Annotated in this window: 16 protein-coding genes; 7 read left to right on the top strand and 9 right to left on the bottom strand. The window is 60.9% G+C overall.

Going from position 1 to position 17,594, the window contains the following annotated elements; translation table 11 throughout:
- Positions 1–118: 118 nt before the first annotated feature.
- Positions 119–577, top strand: coding sequence for a sigma D regulator (gene rsd / locus OKW98_RS01045; RefSeq protein ID WP_265387618.1), 459 nt, complete (start codon positions 119–121; stop codon positions 575–577).
- A 95-nt stretch (positions 578–672) separates the two neighbouring features.
- On the opposite strand, the gene OKW98_RS01040 is transcribed toward rsd, so the two are convergent.
- Positions 673–1,350, bottom strand: a complete 678-nt coding sequence (locus OKW98_RS01040; protein ID WP_265387617.1) for an FKBP-type peptidyl-prolyl cis-trans isomerase — start codon at positions 1,348–1,350, stop codon at positions 673–675.
- A 179-nt stretch (positions 1,351–1,529) separates the two neighbouring features.
- Here OKW98_RS01040 and OKW98_RS01035 point away from each other — a divergent pair, with 179 nt between their 5' ends.
- Positions 1,530–2,519, top strand: a complete 990-nt coding sequence (locus OKW98_RS01035; RefSeq protein ID WP_265387616.1) for an AlgP family protein — start codon at positions 1,530–1,532, stop codon at positions 2,517–2,519.
- Here OKW98_RS01035 and OKW98_RS01030 read toward each other — a convergent pair.
- Positions 2,516–2,983, bottom strand: coding sequence for a TIGR02444 family protein (locus OKW98_RS01030; RefSeq protein WP_265387615.1), 468 nt, complete (start codon positions 2,981–2,983; stop codon positions 2,516–2,518). The two genes, OKW98_RS01035 and OKW98_RS01030, sit on opposite strands and share 4 nt — an antisense overlap.
- A 46-nt stretch (positions 2,984–3,029) precedes the next feature.
- Between OKW98_RS01030 and OKW98_RS01025 the strand changes: the two genes are divergently transcribed.
- The 4 genes from OKW98_RS01025 (at position 3,030) to OKW98_RS01010 (ending at position 8,637) form a co-directional block, all read left to right on the top strand.
- On the top strand, positions 3,030–4,940 hold the full coding sequence (locus OKW98_RS01025; protein WP_265387614.1) for an ATP-binding cassette domain-containing protein: 1,911 nt from the start codon (positions 3,030–3,032) through the stop codon (positions 4,938–4,940).
- 138 nt (positions 4,941–5,078) lie between these two features.
- A complete protein-coding gene (locus OKW98_RS01020) occupies positions 5,079–5,705 on the top strand; it encodes a LysE family transporter (protein WP_265387613.1) in 627 nt (208 codons plus the stop codon).
- A 523-nt stretch (positions 5,706–6,228) separates the two neighbouring features.
- Positions 6,229–8,121: an FTR1 family protein gene (locus tag OKW98_RS01015; protein WP_265387612.1), complete on the top strand. Its 1,893-nt coding sequence runs from the start codon at positions 6,229–6,231 to the stop codon at positions 8,119–8,121.
- A gap of 27 nt (positions 8,122–8,148) precedes the next feature.
- Positions 8,149–8,637, top strand: coding sequence for a YaiI/YqxD family protein (locus tag OKW98_RS01010; protein ID WP_265387611.1), 489 nt, complete (start codon positions 8,149–8,151; stop codon positions 8,635–8,637).
- Between the two features lie 44 nt (positions 8,638–8,681).
- Here the strand turns inward: OKW98_RS01010 and elbB are convergent, their stop codons facing one another.
- Complete coding sequence (gene elbB / locus OKW98_RS01005; RefSeq protein WP_265387610.1) at positions 8,682–9,362, bottom strand: isoprenoid biosynthesis glyoxalase ElbB; 681 nt, start codon at positions 9,360–9,362, stop codon at positions 8,682–8,684.
- Between the two features lie 135 nt (positions 9,363–9,497).
- The gene (locus OKW98_RS01000; RefSeq protein ID WP_265389618.1) at positions 9,498–10,127 is read right to left on the bottom strand and encodes a DedA family protein; all 630 of its coding nucleotides are present in this window, start codon (positions 10,125–10,127) and stop codon (positions 9,498–9,500) included.
- 528 nt (positions 10,128–10,655) lie between these two features.
- Between OKW98_RS01000 and ppk1 the strand changes: the two genes are divergently transcribed.
- Complete coding sequence (ppk1, locus tag OKW98_RS00995) at positions 10,656–12,893, top strand: polyphosphate kinase 1 (protein WP_265387609.1); 2,238 nt, start codon at positions 10,656–10,658, stop codon at positions 12,891–12,893.
- On the opposite strand, the gene ppx is transcribed toward ppk1, so the two are convergent.
- From ppx to OKW98_RS00970, 5 genes are all read right to left on the bottom strand, one after another.
- Positions 12,880–14,382, bottom strand: a complete 1,503-nt coding sequence (gene ppx / locus OKW98_RS00990) for an exopolyphosphatase (RefSeq protein ID WP_265387608.1) — start codon at positions 14,380–14,382, stop codon at positions 12,880–12,882. The genes ppk1 and ppx overlap by 14 nt on opposite strands.
- A gap of 205 nt (positions 14,383–14,587) precedes the next feature.
- Positions 14,588–15,322 (bottom strand): amino acid ABC transporter ATP-binding protein, encoded by a 735-nt coding sequence (locus OKW98_RS00985; RefSeq protein WP_265387607.1) that lies wholly within the window; start codon positions 15,320–15,322, stop codon positions 14,588–14,590.
- Entirely contained in the window at positions 15,309–15,959 is a 651-nt protein-coding gene (locus OKW98_RS00980; protein ID WP_265389617.1) for an amino acid ABC transporter permease, read from the bottom strand. Before OKW98_RS00980 ends, OKW98_RS00985 begins: the two co-directional genes overlap by 14 nt.
- Positions 15,956–16,621, bottom strand: coding sequence for an amino acid ABC transporter permease (locus tag OKW98_RS00975; protein ID WP_265387606.1), 666 nt, complete (start codon positions 16,619–16,621; stop codon positions 15,956–15,958). Before OKW98_RS00975 ends, OKW98_RS00980 begins: the two co-directional genes overlap by 4 nt.
- A 23-nt stretch (positions 16,622–16,644) precedes the next feature.
- On the bottom strand, positions 16,645–17,430 hold the full coding sequence (locus OKW98_RS00970; RefSeq protein WP_265387605.1) for a transporter substrate-binding domain-containing protein: 786 nt from the start codon (positions 17,428–17,430) through the stop codon (positions 16,645–16,647).
- Positions 17,431–17,594 lie beyond the last annotated feature (164 nt).

The following is a 17,594-nucleotide window of genomic DNA, read 5'->3' as shown; positions in this document are numbered from 1 at the left end:
CCGCACGTACATCGGATCAATGCTGCTGTCGACGCTTTGCCAGGCCGGTTCCGACAACCCTCGGACCGAACCAGAAAGCGCTTGAAGCAGCATGCCCCTGAAGGGAAGAGAGAACATCATGCTGGAAAGTTGTCAGAACGCTCAGGAACGCTGGGGTGGGGTTCACAAGCTGATTGACCGCTGGTTGCTGGAGCGCAACGAGTTGATCACGGCTTATTACGCCTTGAGTGCAGAGCCGGGAGCGTTTTCGGAAAAGCGCGCGCCCTTGCAAGAATTCTGCGGCACGCTGGTCGATTACGTGTCGGCGGGTCATTTCGAAATCTACGAGCAACTGACCAACGAAGCCAAGGCGTTCAATAACCAGCGCGGCCTCGATCTGGCTGACACGATTTATCCTCGCCTCGACGTCATCACCGAGAAGCTGCTGGCGTTCAACGATCTCTGCGATGAAGGCAAGTGCGTGACTGAGAAATTCCAGGAATTGGGCGGCTTGCTGCATGAGCGCTTTGAGCTGGAAGACTGCCTGATCGAAGTGCTGCACAACGCGCACAAGGAACAGGTTGAGGAAGAGGTCTGAGAAGGCCGCTGATGTAAGCAAGGGTGCCCTGGGCACCCTTTTTTTATGATCTGTTTTTGTGATCTGTTGCGCCCGAGCCCTGGCCAGCTCCGGCGTTACTGCGACACCCCGAGCAGCTCGATTTCGAACACCAGCGGCGTGTATGGATCGATCAGATCGCCCGCGCCTTCTGCGCCATACGCTTGAGCCGAGGGGATGACCAGCCGCCATTTGGCACCCACTGGCATGTCGGCAAGGGCGGTGGTCCAGCCGGCGATGACGCTGTCCAGGCGGAACCATTGCGGCTGCTGGCTTTGATCGAAGATCGTGCCGTCCGGCAGACGTCCGACATACTTCACCTGCACACGACCATTGATGTCGGGTTTAGGACCGTTACCCGGCGTCAGCTCGGTCATCAGGATGCCGTCCGCGAGTTGGCGAACGTCCGGTTTGGCTTTCTCGGCGTCCATGAACTTGCGCTCGTCCTTCAGCGCCGCTTCAGTCTGCGGCTCGGTCTGACCGGAGTTTTCAGCCTGGGCAAGGGCGGCGTCGTGGTCGCTGAGAATCTGCTCCATGCGTTCCTGTTTGATCGCCAGCGGCTTGCCTTGGTACGCCGACTGCAGGCCTTCGAGCAGCGCCGGCAACTGCAGGTCAGGTGCTTCCTGGCGCAGACGCTCCCCCAGGCTTGCGCCGAGGCTATAGGAAAGGTCGTGTGTGTTGTCGGACGCCGGAGCATCGGTCGCGTGAGCAAGGGGTACCAAGAGGAACAACGACATAAACAGGTAGCGCGACATGAATGCTCTCCGGCCTGGGAAGTGAGCGATTATGCCAGCGCTGAAGCCCGAGCGTGACGGGTATTGCCGCGTTTTTCGGCGTCTTGCAACAGAGCGGGGATTGTAGTGTCAAGATGCCCTAGCGGCGGTGCGGGCGGAGGTCTAGTATGGCCGCACTCAAATCAGCCAGGAGGTAAGTCATGTCGGCCACCAAGAAGCCAGTAAATACTCCGTTGCATTTGCTTCAACAGCTTTCGGGCAGCCTGCTCGAACATCTCGAAAATGCCTGCTCTCAAGCATTGGCTGACGCTGAAAAACTGCTCGCCAAGCTCGAGAAACAACGTGGCAAGGCGCAGGAAAAACTGCACAAGTCGCGCACCAAATTGCAGGACGCCGCCGCCGCTGGTAAAGCCAAGGCGCAAGGCAAGGCCAAAGACAGCGTGTCCGAGCTCGAATCGTTGCTCGACGCGTTGAAAGATCGTCAGACCGAAACCCGCAGCTACATCCTCAACCTCAAGCGTGATGCTCAGGAAAGCCTGAAGCTGGCCCAAGGCATTGGCCGCGTGAAGGAAGCCGTTGGTAAAGCGCTGAATGATCGCGCTGTTAAAGCCCCTGTTCCAGCGGCTGCCAAGCCTGTCGTGGCAAAATCACCTGCGAAAACACCTGCAAAGCCTGCGGCCAAGGCAGCACCGGCAAAGCCTGCTGCTAAAACTGCAGTCAAAGCCGTTGCTGAAAAAACCGTTGCCAAAGTGACTGCGAAAACCGTGGCCGCCAAGCCTGCTGCGAGCAAGGCACCTGCTGCCAAACCCGCCGCCAGCGCCGCAAGCAAGCCCGCTGCCAAAACCGCTGTTGCCGCGAAATCGGCTGTTAAGCCTGTAGCCAAGACCACCGCTGCCAAACCGGCCGCTGTGAAAGCTGCTGCCAAACTTGCTCCAGCTAAAGCGCCTGCTGCAAAACCAGCCACCAGTGCCGTCGCGAAGCCTGCCGCGAGCAAAGTAGCCGCCAAGCCTGCCGCCAAGCCAGCAGCATCCAAGCCTGCTGCTGCCAAGCCAGTCGCAGCGAAGCCGGCGGCAAAACCGGCCGCCAAGCCTGTTGTCTCCGCGACAGCCAAGCCAGCGGCCGCAGCGCCTGCTGCTCCGGCAGCGTCCCCTGCGCCGGCCGCTGATTCGACGTCGAACAGCGCGTCTTAAGCGATATCGGTCCCGGCGCGAAGCAGAATCTGCAACGCGTCGGGACTGGCTTGAGCAGCACCTCCCGCCAGCGCTTCCAGCCACACACCCGTAGGTTGAGCGTCTCGCTCAGGCCAGTCTCTGGTCAGCCGCTGCAGTCGCACCAGCAACTCACGCTCGGCATCCAGCTCAAGGGTTTTCAGCCTGTCGCGTAACGCATTCAGCTCTTCGTCTTCTGCCGCGTCGGCCTTCCAGCGTGTCCGAATATCCCGTAAAGGCCCCACTACTTGCTCGTGCCAAGGGTCGGCCAATTGTCCGATTTGTCGTGCCCGCTCCGGGTCGAACTGCACACCGCGCCGGTCCATCCAGACGCCGCACAGCAGCGCGCAGACATTGGCGCCGTTGGCTTGCAGGTTCAGGCACGCCTGCTCGACGCCTGGGCGAGCATAGAAATCGAGGGTGAAGCTCCAAAGGTCCGAACGCATCGTCATCTACCTGTTTTGGGCGAAGCTGGTAGACTCCGCCGCCATTATGATCAGACTTCAAAGCCTTACCTTACAGCGTGGTCCGCAACGTCTGCTAGAAGACGCCGAGTTGACCCTGCACGCCGGCCAGAAAGCCGGTCTGATCGGCGCCAACGGCGCCGGTAAATCCAGCCTGTTCGCGCTGCTGCGGGGTGAACTGACCCCCGACAACGGCGACTGCCTGCTGCCCGCCGACTGGCGCATCGCCCACATGCGTCAGGAGGTCGATACCCTCGACCGTCTGGCGGTGGACTACGTTCTCGACGGTGATCTGCGTCTGCGCCAGGTGCAGCATGACCTCGCTGCTGCCGAGGCCGCCCAGGACGGCGCCGCGCAGGCCCGTCTGCATTCTGAGCTCGACAGCGCCGATGGCTACACCGCCGATGCGCGGGCACGCAAACTGCTGGCAGGACTGGGCTTTACCAACGAACAGATGGAGCGCCCGGTCAGCGATTTCTCCGGTGGCTGGCGGATGCGTCTGAACCTGGCCCAGGCTTTGATGTGTCCCTCGGACCTGCTGCTGCTCGATGAGCCGACCAACCACTTGGACCTCGATGCCATTCTCTGGCTTGAAGACTGGCTCAAGAGCTACCAGGGCACCCTGCTGTTGATCTCCCACGACCGCGATTTTCTGGATGCGGTGGTCGATCACGTTGCCCATGTCGAGCAGAAAAAGATCACGCTTTATCGCGGCGGTTACAGCGCTTTCGAACGCGCGCGTGCCGAACGCCTGGCCCAGCAACAGCAGGCCTACGACAAGCAACAGGCCCAGCGCGCGCACATGGAGAAATTCATCACGCGCTTCAAGGCCCAGGCCACCAAGGCCAAGCAGGCCCAGAGCCGGATCAAGGCGCTTGAGCGCATGGAAGAGCTGTCGGCGGCCCACGTCGATTCTCCGTTCGACTTCACCTTCCGCGAATCGAACAAGATCTCCAGCCCGCTGATGGATTTGTCTGACGCGCGACTGGGCTATGGCGATAAGGCCATCCTGCAAAAGGTGAAGCTGCAACTGACGCCGGGCGCACGCATCGGCTTGCTGGGCCCGAACGGCGCCGGTAAATCCACGCTGATCAAAAACCTCGCGGGCGAACTCGAGCCGTTGAGCGGGCGCATGGTGCGTGGCGAAAACACGGTGGTTGGCTACTTCGCCCAGCATCAGCTCGATTCTCTGGACGCCAAGGCCAGTCCGTTGCTGCACCTTCAACGCATTGCGCCCACAGAGCGCGAACAGGCACTGCGGGATTTCCTGGGCGGGTTCGACTTCCGCGGCGCGCGTCTCGACGAGCCGGTGCTGAATTTCTCCGGTGGCGAGAAAGCGCGGCTGGCCTTGGCCCTGATTGCCTGGGACAAACCCAACCTGCTGCTGCTCGACGAACCGACCAACCACCTGGATCTGGAAATGCGACTGGCCCTGACCATGGCGCTGCAGGAGTTCAGTGGCGCGGTGCTGGTGGTCTCACACGATCGACATTTGCTCAAAAGCACGACTGACAACTTCCTGCTCGTTGCTGATGGCCTGGTTCAAGAGTTCGATGGCGATCTGGATGACTATGCGCGTTGGCTGGTGGACTACCGCCTGCGCAATGCACCGGCCAGCAATACGCCGGTGAACGTCGACAAGACCGACAAGAAAGCCCAGCGACAGCAGGCCGCCGCGTTGCGCCAGCAACTCGCCCCGCACAAGCGCGAAGCCGACAAGCTTGAGAAGGACCTCGGCACGCTGCACGAGAAGCTGGCGAAGATCGAAACAGCTTTGGGCGACAGTGGCATCTACGAGGCCGCCAACAAAGACAAACTGCGCGACCTGCTGGCCGACCAGGCCAAGCTTAAATCCCGTGAATCCGAGCTTGAAGAAGCGTGGATGGAAGCACTGGAATTGCTGGAGTCGATGCAAGCCGAGCTGGAAGCCTTGTCCTGATAGCATCGCCTGCGTTGCCGTGTAACGCAGGCGACCGGAACAGCTGTCTGCCAAGTCGCCGCAACAGTCAGAAATAACTGGCCTTTACAGGCCCGGAAACACTAGGTTAGGCGAAGATTTCGTTGCCTGAGGTTCGTGATGTCGCTCGAAACATGGTTGGCGTTTTTCGCCGCTTGCTGGGTTATCAGTCTGTCTCCGGGCGCGGGCGCCATCGCCTCGATGTCCAGCGGACTGCAATACGGGTTCTGGCGCGGCTACTGGAATGCGCTGGGCCTTCAGGTCGCCCTCGTCGTGCAGATCGCCGTGGTCGCCGCCGGGCTTGGCGCGGTGCTGGCCACTTCGGCGCTGGCGTTCACCCTGATCAAATGGTTTGGCGTCGCCTACCTGGTCTATCTGGGCATCAAGCAATGGCGTGCGCTGCCGAGCGATCTGGCGGATGAGTCGGCTGTACGCCCGGTGGGCAAGCCGCTCGTGCTCATGGCCCGTGGCTTTCTGGTGAACATCAGCAACCCCAAGGCGCTGGTGTTCATTCTGGCGATCCTGCCGCAGTTCATCGACACGCACCTGCCGCTGCTGCCGCAATACCTGATCATCGCCGCGACCATGGTCTGCGTGGATCTGATCGTCATGGCGGGCTACACCGGCCTGGCTTCGAAAGTGCTCCGCGCCCTCAAAACCCCCAAACAGCAACGCCGGATGAACCGCACCTTTGCCGGATTGTTCGTCAGCGCAGCGGCATTTCTCGCCACCTTGCATCGCGCCTGATTCGGCAAGAGCCCTCCCATAGTTGAGTCACAGCCGGTCTCACTGGCTGCGCTCGGCTGGGAAACCGGTTTAAACCCTCATCCGTAGGACCGGCTTTAGCCGGGAAGCGGCCAGAGGCAGCACCCTCACTCTTGCGTTGTGAACACAGACGTTTTCCCGGCTAAAGCCTGTCCCACTAAAAGCATCGCGCTCGTCCAGTGGAAATGGCAGTGCTTGCTCGGGAATGCATTGTGTCAGTCACCGTCCATGTCACAGGCCCACCGCGTTCGCGACCGTCGTAACCTCCGATTGCTCCTACAGGGGATTTGCGTTCAACGCGGATGTCGGGCGCGCACACGAAATTGTAGGAGTGAGCTTGCTCGCGAAAGCGGTGTGTCAGACAACGTGGTTAAAAGGGGACCGAAGTCTTCCCGGCTAAAGCCGGTCCTGCAATTGGGTCCCAGCCATCAACGCAGCGCTTGAGTCCTCAGCGGCGAACATGAACAATGGCAACCCTTCGCATTCCTATTTGAGATCCACCCCCATGTTCCGCTCCCGCTTTTTGACCTGGCTGAGCCTCGTGCTGTTGAGCCTGTTCAGCGTCGGTGCCTGCGCAGCGCCTGCCGAGGACGCGGCTCAGGCTCTGCATTTGCTCGATTACGTCGGGGCGGACTACCCGGCGACGGTCGCGGACGGCAAGGTCGTTGATGAGGGCGAATACCGCGAGCAGGTCGAGTTTCTCACGGCGTTGCAGGGCACGATCGCCGCGTTGCCGGCCAAGCCAGAGCGCGCAGAGCTGGAGCAGGGAGTCTCATCGCTGTTGAATGCGGTCAATCAGAAGCAGGACGGCGCTCAAGTAGCCCGTCAGGCGCGTCAGCTCGGCGCGAAGCTCGCGGTGGCGTACGAAGTCAGTCAGGCGCCGGTGATTACCCCGGATCCCGCGCGTGGCGCGCCCTTGTATGCGCAGTATTGTTCGGTCTGCCATGGCGATGTGGGCGCAGGCGATGGCCCGGCCGGGATTGGTCTCTCTCCGCCTCCCTCTAATTTGCGAGACCCGGCGCGGCTCGACCGCCTGAGTCTGTACGACATCTACAACACACTCGGCTTGGGCATTGAAGGCACTGAAATGCCAGCGTTCGCGGACCAACTGGATGACCGTCAGCGTTGGGACGTCGCGACTTACATCGCAGGCTTCAGCGCGGATTCCGCTGCGAAGCAGGACAAACTCTATAACCTCGCTGATCTGGCGCGGCAGACGCCGGCTGAAGTCGGTGCCAGCGAAGGACCGCAAGCCACTGCAAGCTTCCGTGCCCAGCGCGCGCAGCCGCCTCAGGTTCAACGCGGCCCGGCTCAGCTCCTCGATTACACCAGCGCAACCCTCGACAAAAGTCTGGCCGCGTACCAGTCAGGTGATCGCGAACAGGCGTATGACCTGTCCGTCGCGGCGTACCTGGAGGGTTTCGAGCTGGTCGAAAGCTCACTCGACAACGTCGATGCCGCCGTGCGCAAGGACACCGAAAAAGCGCTCATGGCCTATCGGCAGTCGCTTCAGGATGGCTTGCCCGCAGCCCAAGCGGCGCAGAAGCTCGCTGATGCGAAGGTCAAGCTCAAGGAGTCGGCCGATCTGCTTGGCAGCGATGGCCTGAGCACCTCATTGAGCTTCATCTCCGGTCTGCTGATCCTGCTGCGCGAAGGGCTGGAAGCGATTCTGGTGCTCGCCGCCATTCTCGCGTTCCTGCGCAACACCGGTCAGCAATCGGCGGTGCGCAGCGTCAACGTCGGTTGGGGGCTGGCTTTGCTGGCAGGCCTGGGCACGTGGGCGCTGGCAGCGTACGTCATCGATGTCAGTGGTTCGCAACGCGAGCTGCTGGAAGGCGCGACCGCGCTGTTCGCCAGCGTCATGGTGCTGTGGCTGGGGGTGTGGATGCACGACCGGCGTCATGCCGCTGCCTGGCAGGACTACATCAAGAGCAGTCTCGTTGGCGGCGGTGGCCGTTTCGGTTTTGCGGTGCTGGCGTTCTTCTCGGTCTATCGCGAGCTGTTCGAAGTCATTCTGTTCTACGAAACCCTGTGGCTGCAGGCAGGCCCTGCCGGCCACAACGCCGTATTGGCCGGAGGCGCCACGGCGCTGGTGCTGCTTGTCGGCTTGGCGTGGGTGATCCTGCGGGGTTCTGCGAAGCTGCCGCTGACGCTGTTTTTCGGCATCAATGCTGCGCTGCTGTGTGCGCTGTCGGTGGTGTTCGCCGGCCATGGCGTCAAGGCGTTGCAGGAGGCCGGGATTTTCGGGACGCGTCCGGTGCCTTTCTTCGATTTCGAATGGCTGGGCATTCACGCCGATGCCTATTCCCTTGGCGCGCAAGCCATAGCGTTGTTGGCGATTGTGGTGCTGTATGGTCGCAGCCGGATAGCTGAGAAGCGCCGCGCGGCCACTGCCTAAATTCACTTTCTGAAATCGGAGTCGCGTATGCGCGTCTGGATCGATGCCGACGCCTGCCCCAAGGCTGCCAAGGACCTCGTCATCAAGTTCGCCCTCAAGCGCAAGTATGAGGTGGTGCTGGTGGCGGGGCAGAGCCAGATCAAGCCGAGCCTGACCTTGGTGAAGTTGATCGTTGTGCCCAGCGGGCCGGATGCGGCTGACGATTATCTGGTCGAGCACGCCGTGCCGGGCGAACTGGTGATCTGCAGCGATGTGCCGTTGGCTGATCGGCTGGTGAAGAATGGCGTTGCAGCGCTCGACCCACGGGGTAAGGAGTTCGATGCGCAGAACATGGGCCAGCGCCTGGCGATGCGTAACCTCTTCACGGATCTGCGTGAGCAAGGCCAGGCCAGTGGCGGGCAGGGCGCCTATGGCGAACGGGAGAAACAGGCGTTTGCCAACTGCCTCGACCGGATACTGACCCGGCTGGCGCGAGAGTATCCGCCGCAGCCCGCAGTCGAAAACCCGCAGGGCTGAAGGCTGGTAAGCGGTAAGTCCGTCGCCAGCCCCTCTTCTAAAAGTCAGTCGGGAAGGCGATCCTCGTTTTCCTGCACCAGTTCTAGAACCCGATCCACCAGTTTGTTGATCCCGGATGCTGCTTCGCCGATGGACGTGGCGACCATGTAAGCCGGGGTGCTCACCAACTTGCGATCCTTGTCTTCGACGATTTCAGTCACCTCACACTCCTGGTGGGTGCCGCCCATGCGGGTGATCGCTGCGGCGGTGTCGGCGTCGTTGCCGATCGTGCAGGTGACGCCCGGGCCATAGATTTTTGCGGCCAGCGCCGGCGATACACAGATGAGCCCGATGGGTTTGCCGGCTGCGGCAAAGGCTTCAGCCATCGCCAGCACTTCAGCCTGGACCTTGCAGCCAGCGCCTTGGGTAGAGAAGTTCGACAGGTTTTTCGCGGCACCGAAGCCGCCGGGGATGATCAATGCATCGAATTCGGTGACGTCGGCTTCGCGGATGTCTTCGATGGCGCCACGGGCGATGCGGGCTGATTCAACCAGCACGTTGCGCGATTCGGGCATTTCTTCGCCGGTCAGATGATTGATGACGTGGTGTTGAGGGATATTGGGTGCAAAGCACTTCACTGCTGCGCCGCGCTGATCAAGGCGCAGCAACGTCAGCACGCTTTCGTGGATTTCCGCACCGTCGTAAACGCCACAGCCAGAAAGAATAACGGCCACTTTTTTGGTCATTCGCGTGTTCCTCTCTCAGGCGCTCCGGCCAGTAACCGGTTACGCAGGTCAGCATTGCGCTGATTGTCGCAAGCCATGAACCTAGGACAACGCCGTTAGCGAATGTCTCCAGCTTCGTGGGCATGCGCCGAGGATTTACTCGTCAGGGGTGTTCCTGGCTTCTACGCTGGCTTCGGCATTGGCCGCCACGGCCAGCTTCTCTTCCCGGGCGATACGTGCGTTTTTGATGCGGCGGCGAATCCACAGCAGCACACCGATCACCAGCAGTGCGCCCAGGACCCACAGCTCGTATTTCTTGACGTTGCCCAGCAGGCCTTCGAGCACGGAGCCGAACTTGTACGCCGCTGCGCCCAGCGCCGCTGCCCATACCGCTGCGCCGATGCCGTTGAGCAGCAGGTAGCGCCCCGGTGGATAGCCGGACAGGCCGATGGCAACCGGCATGACCGTACGCAAGCCATAAACAAAGCGGAAGCTCAGCACCCAGATGTCGGGATGTCGGCGGATATGCTCCAGCGCGCGATCGCCCATCAACTGCCAGCGCGGCTTGCGCGCCAGGAGCTTGCGGCCATGCTTACGACCCATGAAATACCAGAGCTGGTCGCCTGCGTAGCTGCCGAAGAAGGCAACCACCACGACCAGATTGATATCCATGTATCCGCGGAACGCAAGAAAGCCGGCAAGCACCAGAATGGTCTCGCCTTCAAAAAAGGTCCCGAGGAAAAGGGCGAAGTAGCCAAATTCTTGTAAAAAATGCTGGAGCATTATTTAGGTGCTGGCGAAATGAACGCGCAGCCTAACGCGCCCAAGGCATTCAGGAAAGTATGCAAATGTGTCACCGCGTTAAAGTTTCCTACGTTCGGTAGCGAATATTCGCGCGAAGAGAGGGTTTGTGTCGTACACGTTACGTCGCAATTACACTTGTCACGCCAGTGTCATAATCGCCGCTTATAAATGCCCGCTGTGGCCGCGGTTCCCTTTATCCCCGTGTGTTCCAGGGCATGGAGCCCTGCCGGCGCGACAAGGTGCCAACGGCCCTTGGGCGGATAAGGTGTTGCACCCCACGGAGAAATCCGTAGCGTGGAGAGTCAAACCGCTCACAGCATCTTGCCTGACGCTCGTCGCCCCGCTGCACAATTCAGAGTCAGGCCACAAGCATTTTCAGAACCGCCACGCCCTGGGCGTGACCGTTGTCTCACGCTGTACGTCACCACTGTTGTGGCGCAAGCGGCATTCCGACATCGGCCGTATGCGCGGCCCAACTGTTACAAGGCCAATTGCCTTACAGGATTATTCATGAGCACCGAAGGATCTACCGAAGCCGCAGTCGAGCTTGACCCTCAGCCTGTCAACCAGCAGCCCGTCAACCCAGAGGTGACTCCGGTGGTCGAGCCGACCATTGAAGTAGTGCCCGCGCTGGAACCGCATCATCCTGCCCCGCATGCCCTCGCGGTGCCCAATCTGGATGACAGCAGTCTTTATATTCACCGCGAGCTGTCGCAGCTGCAGTTCAACATTCGCGTGTTGGAACAGGCGCTCGACGAGTCCTATCCGTTGCTTGAGCGGCTCAAGTTTCTGCTGATTTTCTCCAGCAACCTGGACGAGTTCTTCGAAATCCGCGTCGCCGGCCTCAAGAAGCAAATCACCTTCGCCCGCGAACAGGCTGGCGCTGACGGCTTGCAGCCTCATCAAGCCCTGGCGCGCATCAGCGAACTGGTGCACGGGCACGTGGATCGCCAGTACGCCATTCTCAACGACATCCTGTTGCCGGAGCTGGAAAAGCATCAGGTGCGCTTCATTCGCCGTCGCAATTGGAATGCCAAGATCAAAGCCTGGGTACGCCGTTATTTCCGTGACGAGATCGCGCCGATCATCACGCCGATCGGGCTGGACCCGACGCACCCGTTTCCGCTGCTGGTGAACAAGTCGCTGAACTTCATCGTCGAGCTGGAAGGCATTGACGCCTTCGGCCGCGATTCCGGTCTGGCAATCATCCCGGCACCGCGTTTGTTGCCGCGCATCATCAAAGTGCCGGAAGACGTAGGCGGCACGGGCGACAACTATGTATTCCTGTCGTCGATGATCCACGCCCACGCCGATGACCTGTTCCAAGGCATGAAGGTCAAGGGCTGCTACCAGTTCCGTCTGACCCGTAACGCTGACTTGGCCCTCGACTCCGAAGACGTCGAAGACCTCGCCCGCGCGTTGCGTGGCGAGCTGTTTTCCCGTCGTTACGGCGATGCGGTACGTCTGGAAGTGGCAGACACCTGCCCGAAACTGCTGTCGGACTACCTGCTCAAGCAGTTCAACCTGAGCGAGAGCGAGCTGTATCAGGTCAATGGGCCGGTGAACCTGACGCGCCTGTTCAGCATCACGGGCCTGGACAGCCATCCCGAGCTGCAGTACATGCCGTTCACCCCGGCGATTCCGAAGCTGCTGCAGAACAGCGAAAACATTTTCAACGTGATCAGTAAGCAAGACATTTTGCTGCTGCACCCGTTCGAGTCCTTCACCCCGGTCGTCGATCTGCTGCGCCAGGCGGCGAAAGACCCTCACGTGCTCGCCGTGCGCCAGACGCTGTACCGCAGCGGTGCCAACTCGGAAATCGTCGATGCACTGGTCGATGCCGCGCGCAACGGCAAGGAAGTGACCGCCGTCATCGAGCTGCGTGCGCGTTTTGACGAAGAGTCGAACCTGCAACTGGCCAGCCGCCTGCAAGCGGCCGGTGCCGTGGTGATCTACGGCGTGGTCGGTTACAAGACCCACGCCAAGATGATGCTGATCCTGCGCCGTGAGGCCGGCGAGATCGTCCGTTACGCGCATTTGGGTACCGGCAACTACCACGCTGGCAACGCGCGTCTCTACACCGACTACAGCCTGCTGACCTCGGACGATGCGTTGTGCGAAGACGTCGGCAAGCTGTTCAGCCAGTTGATCGGCATGGGTAAAACGCTGCGCATGAAGAAGCTGCTGCACGCGCCGTTCACCCTGAAGAAAGGCATGCTGGACATGATTGCCCGCGAGACCCAGTTCGCGTCCGAGGGCAAGCCTGCGCACATCATCGCCAAGTTCAACTCGCTGACCGACCCGAAGATCATTCGCGCGCTGTACAAGGCCAGTCAGACCGGCGTCAAGATCGACCTCGTTGTGCGCGGCATGTGCTGCCTGCGTCCTGGCGTGCCGGGCGTGTCACACAACATCCAGGTGCGCTCGATCATCGGCCGCTTCCTTGAGCACACGCGGGTGTTCTACTTCCTGAATGGCGGCGACGAGCAGATGTACCTCTCCAGTGCCGACTGGATGGAGCGCAACCTCGACAAGCGTGTCGAGACGTGCTTCCCGGTGGAAGGCAAGAAGCTGATCTTGCGTGTGAAGAAAGAGCTGGAAGGGTACCTGACCGACAACACCCATAGCTGGCTGCTGCAGCCGGACGGGCGCTACATCCGCAGCACCCCGACCGGCAACCAGAACCCCCGCAATGTGCAGGCGAGTCTGCTTGAGAAGCTGAGCAACCCGGTCCTCAGCGTACGTTGAGGATGATGCCGACTCGGGTCAGCCACTCCGCTTCGAGCGCGAAGTCGGCCTGAGTCAGCTGGTTGTTTTCCAGCCAGCCATCCGGGAACACGATGTCCAGGTGGTTATCGTTGGCGGTCAGCACAGGCTGCGGCATCTCTTGGGTGCCGCGAATGTGGTGAAACAGGATCGCGAAGCGCAGCAGCACGCACAGACGAATCAGCTTCACGCCTTCGTTGCCGAACTCGGCAAACTTGTCCTTGGGAATATTACGGCGGTGACCGCGCACCAGCAGCCCGAGCATTTGCTGGTCCTCGCGGGAAAAGCCGGCAAGGTCCGAGTGCTCGATCAGGTACGCGCCATGCTTGTGGTAGTGATAGTGGGCGATGTCCAGACCCACTTCATGCACCTTGGCGGCCCAACTCAGCAGCTCGCGATACGAATTGTCTTCAAGCTCCCACGCTTTCGCCACTTGTTCCAGCGCTGACAGCGCCTTGCGCTCGACACGGGCGGCTTGTTCGAGATCAACGTGGTAGCGCTCCATCAGCGAGCTGAGGGTGCGTTCGCGCACGTCCTCGTGGTGATGACGGCCGAGCAGGTCGTACAGCACGCCTTCACGCAGCGCGCCTTCGCAGTGGTCCATGCGCTTGAGGTCGAGGGCGTCGAAGATGGCTTCGAGAATCGCCAGTCCCGCCGGGAAGATCGCCCGACGATCAGGCTTGAGGCCTTCGAAATCGATCTTGTCCACTTCGCCCAGCTTCATCAGCTTGCGCTTGAGCCAGGCCAGCCCTTCGGCGTTGACCTCGCCATTGCCATGGCCGCCTGCCTTCAGTGCCAGGCCGATGGCGCGAATGGTGCCGGACGAGCCAATGGCCTCATCCCACGTCAGACGATGCAGTGCGTGCTCGATGCTCATGATTTCCAGCCGCGCTGCGGTGTAAGCCTGGGCGTAACGCGCGGGTGTGATCTTGCCGTCCTTGAAGTAACGCTGAGTGAAGCTGACGCAGCCCATTTGCAGGCTTTCGCGCAGCAAAGGCTCGAAGCGCTGGCCGATGATGAATTCGGTGCTGCCGCCGCCAATGTCGGCGACCAGGCGCTTGCCGGGCGTGTCGGCCAGGGTGTGGGAGACGCCCAGGTAGATCAGGCGCGCTTCTTCACGGCCGGAGATGACCTCGACCGGATGGCCAAGGATTTCTTCGGCGCGGTGAATGAATTCGTTGCGGTTGCGGGCTTCGCGCAGGGCGTTGGTGCCGACGATGCGCACGGCGCCGGGCGGCATACCGTTGATCAGTTGAGCGAAACGCTTAAGGCAGTCGAGCCCGCGTTGCATGGATTCTTCGCTGAGGCGGCGGTCGTCATCGATCCCCGCGGCCAGCTGCACTTTCTCACCGAGCCGCTCAAGGATGCGAATTTCGCCCTGATTGGCTTTGGCGACAACCATATGAAAGCTGTTGGAGCCCAGGTCGATCGCGGCGATCAGCGAGAGGTTTTTGGCTGTGGATAGCGGCATGGTCAAAAGGTCTCGGTCGATAACCCCGACATCGTGCCACGATCCATCACCGTCGCCAAACCGGCAACGTATTTGCGCAGTATTCAGTGGGACCGGCTTCAACCGGGAAGGGGCCGGTTTGTGCGCCATCAATGTTGCGGTGTGACGCCTGACGCCTTCCCGGCTAAAGCCGGTCCCACAGTTTGGGCCACAGCCAGTCCCACAGTCACCCCTGCTCAACCGACCCGATGAAATTCGCCAGCTCGGGCGTCTTCGGGTTGGCCATCAGTTCTTTCGGGTCGCCCACTTCATGCACCTTGCCCTGATGCATGAACACCAGCTTGTCGCCCACCTCCCGGGCGAAGCGCATTTCGTGGGTGACCATGATCAGCGTCATGCCGTCTTTGGCCAGCTCGCGAACGACCGCGAGCACTTCGTTGACCAGCTCCGGATCGAGCGCCGAGGTGATTTCGTCGCACAGGAGTACTTTGGGCGACATCGCCAGCGCACGGGCAATCGCCACGCGCTGTTGCTGACCACCGGACAGCCGGTCAGGGAAGGCGTCGAATTTCTCGCCCAGGCCCACGCGATTGAGCATTTCCTTTGCCAGTTTGGTGGCTTCGGCTTTGGAAACCTTTTTAACCACCTGCGGCGCGAGCATCACGTTCTCGCCCACCGTTAGGTGGGGAAACAAATTGAATTGCTGGAAGACCATGCCGACTTTCTGTCTCAGGCTGCGCAGATCAGCCCGTGCGGCGTCAAGGTATTCGCCGTCGACCTCGATCACCCCATCGTTGATCGACTCAAGCCCGTTCAGGGTGCGCAGCAGCGTGCTTTTGCCCGAACCGCTGCGCCCGATGATCGCCACAACCTGGCCTTCCTCGACGCTGAGGTCGATGCCCTTGAGCACATGGTGGTCGCCGTAATACTTGTGCAGGGCGGAAATTCTAAGCAGAGGCATGAAGTCTCCTTTCCAGGTAGCGCGCGCTGAGCGACAACGGATAGCAAAGCAGGAAGTAGCCCAGGGCAACGAAGCCGTAGACCATGAAAGGCTGGAACGTGGCGTTGGCGAGCATGCCGCCGGTTTTGGTCAGCTCGGTGAAGCCGATGATCGACGTGACTGCCGTGCCTTTTACCACCTGCACCGAGAACCCGACCGTCGGCGCCACCGCGATGCGCAATGCCTGGGGCAGAATCACATAGCGCAGTTGCTCGAAAGGCGTCAGCGCCAGGCTGGCGGAAGCTTCCCACTGGCCGCTGGAAATCGACTCCACGCAGCCGCGCCAGATTTCAGCCAGGTACGCGCTGGTGAACAGTGTCAACGCCAGCGCCGCCGCAAGCCAGGGCGAAATGTCGATGCCCATCAGCGCCACGCCGAAGAACACCAGAAACAGCTGCATCAACAACGGGGTGCCTTGAAACAGCTCGATATAGCAGCGCGCGAGCCTGCGCGGCGCTGCCTTCTCGGAGATGCGCATGGTCATCACCAGCAACCCGATCACACCGCCGCCGATGAACGCCACCAGCGACAACGCCAGTGTCCATTGCAGCCCGGTCAGCAAGTTGCGCACGACGTCCCACAGGGTGAAATCCATCAGCGGCTCCTCGCGATGTAGCGTCGGCCGATCCACGCCAGCAACTGACGCACCAGCAGCGCCATGCACAGGTAGATCAGCGTGGTAATGATGTACGTCTCAAACGAGCGGAAATTGCGCGATTGAATGAAGTTCGCGGCGAAGCTCAGCTCCTCGGTGGCGATCTGCGAACAGACTGCCGAGCCGAGCATCACGATGATGATCTGGCTGCTCAATGCCGGCCAGACCTTGCCCAGCGCCGGGACCAGCACGACGTGGCGGAAGGTCTCGAAGCGGGTCATCGCCAGCGCGGCCGACGCCTCGATCTGGCCGCGCGGAATTGCCTGCACGCCCGCACGGATGATCTCCGTCGAATAGGCGCCGAGGTTGATGACCATCGCCAGCACGGCGGCCTGCCACTCCGATATCTGCAGGCCCAGGGACGGTAGCCCGAAGAAAATGAAAAACAACTGCACCAGAAACGGTGTATTGCGAATCAGCTCGACATAGACACCAAAAATGGCCGAGAACGGCTGGATTTTCCACGCCCTGACAATCGCCCCGACGACGCCGAGACTGACGCCGAGCAGGGTGCCGATCGCGGTCAGTTCCAGCGTGAACAGTGCGCCGCGCAGGAGCAGGTCAGTGTTTTGCAGGACCGGGATAAAGTCGAACTGATAAGCCATTTAGGCGCCTCGGCGGTCGATGATCAGAGGTCGGCAGGCAATGGCTGCTTGAGCCAGGTCTGCGCGTTCTTTTCCAGCGAACCGTCTTTCTTTGCCGCTTCGAGGATCTCGTTCACTTTGGCGAGTAACTCAGGCTGACCTTTGTTCACACCCACGTAGACCGGCGAGTCCTTGAGCTTCACTTTCAGCTCGGGGATGCGCTTGGGGTTCTTCTCGCTGATCGCGACCATCACCACGTTGCCGCTGGCGATCAGGTCGGTCTGCTTGGCCAGGTAGGCTGCGATGGTCGAGTTGTTGTCTTCGAAGCGTTTGATCGTCGCTTCCTTCGGCGCAACGGCGGTCAGCTCGATGTCCTCGATGGCGCCACGGGTCACGCTGATGGTTTTGCCTTTCAGGTCGTCCACGGTTTTGATCGCGTCTTCAGGCGGACCGAAGACAGCGAGATAAAACGGGGCATAGGCGCGGGAGAAGTCGATGACCTTTTCGCGGTCGGGGTTTTTGCCGAGGCTGGAGATGACCAGGTCAACCTTGCCAGTGGTCAGGTACGGGATGCGGTTGGTGCTGTTGACCGGCGTCAGTTGAAGTTTGACCTTCAATTGGTCGGCAATGAGTTTTGCCGTGTCGATGTCCAGACCGCGCGGCTGCATGTCGGGGCCGACCGAACCGAAGGGCGGAAAGTCTTGCGGAACGGCGACTTTCAACGTGCCGCGAGCGGTTACATCATCCAGACCATTAGCGTGGGCGGGGGCCTGGCCGAGCATGAGGCTGGCAAACAGGGCGGCGAGCAGGGCGCTGTAACGCTGGGTCATGGGGTGTCTCCGAATCGATCAATGTGCAGGCGAAGCCCGAGTAATGGCCAAGCACCAGTGCACAGCCCATGCCAGCGGCTGGTTTGCGACCATGGAATGCGGGCCGCAGGCTTGATCTGGTCTAACTGGTCTGAACAGTGAGTGGGCGGGCCGCCCCGCTTTGG

This window comes from Pseudomonas sp. KU26590 (assembly GCF_026153515.1).
Lineage (GTDB): Bacteria > Pseudomonadota > Gammaproteobacteria > Pseudomonadales > Pseudomonadaceae > Aquipseudomonas.
Note: the sequence above shows the minus strand (reverse complement) of the source record. Positions and strands in the feature narration are given on the sequence as shown.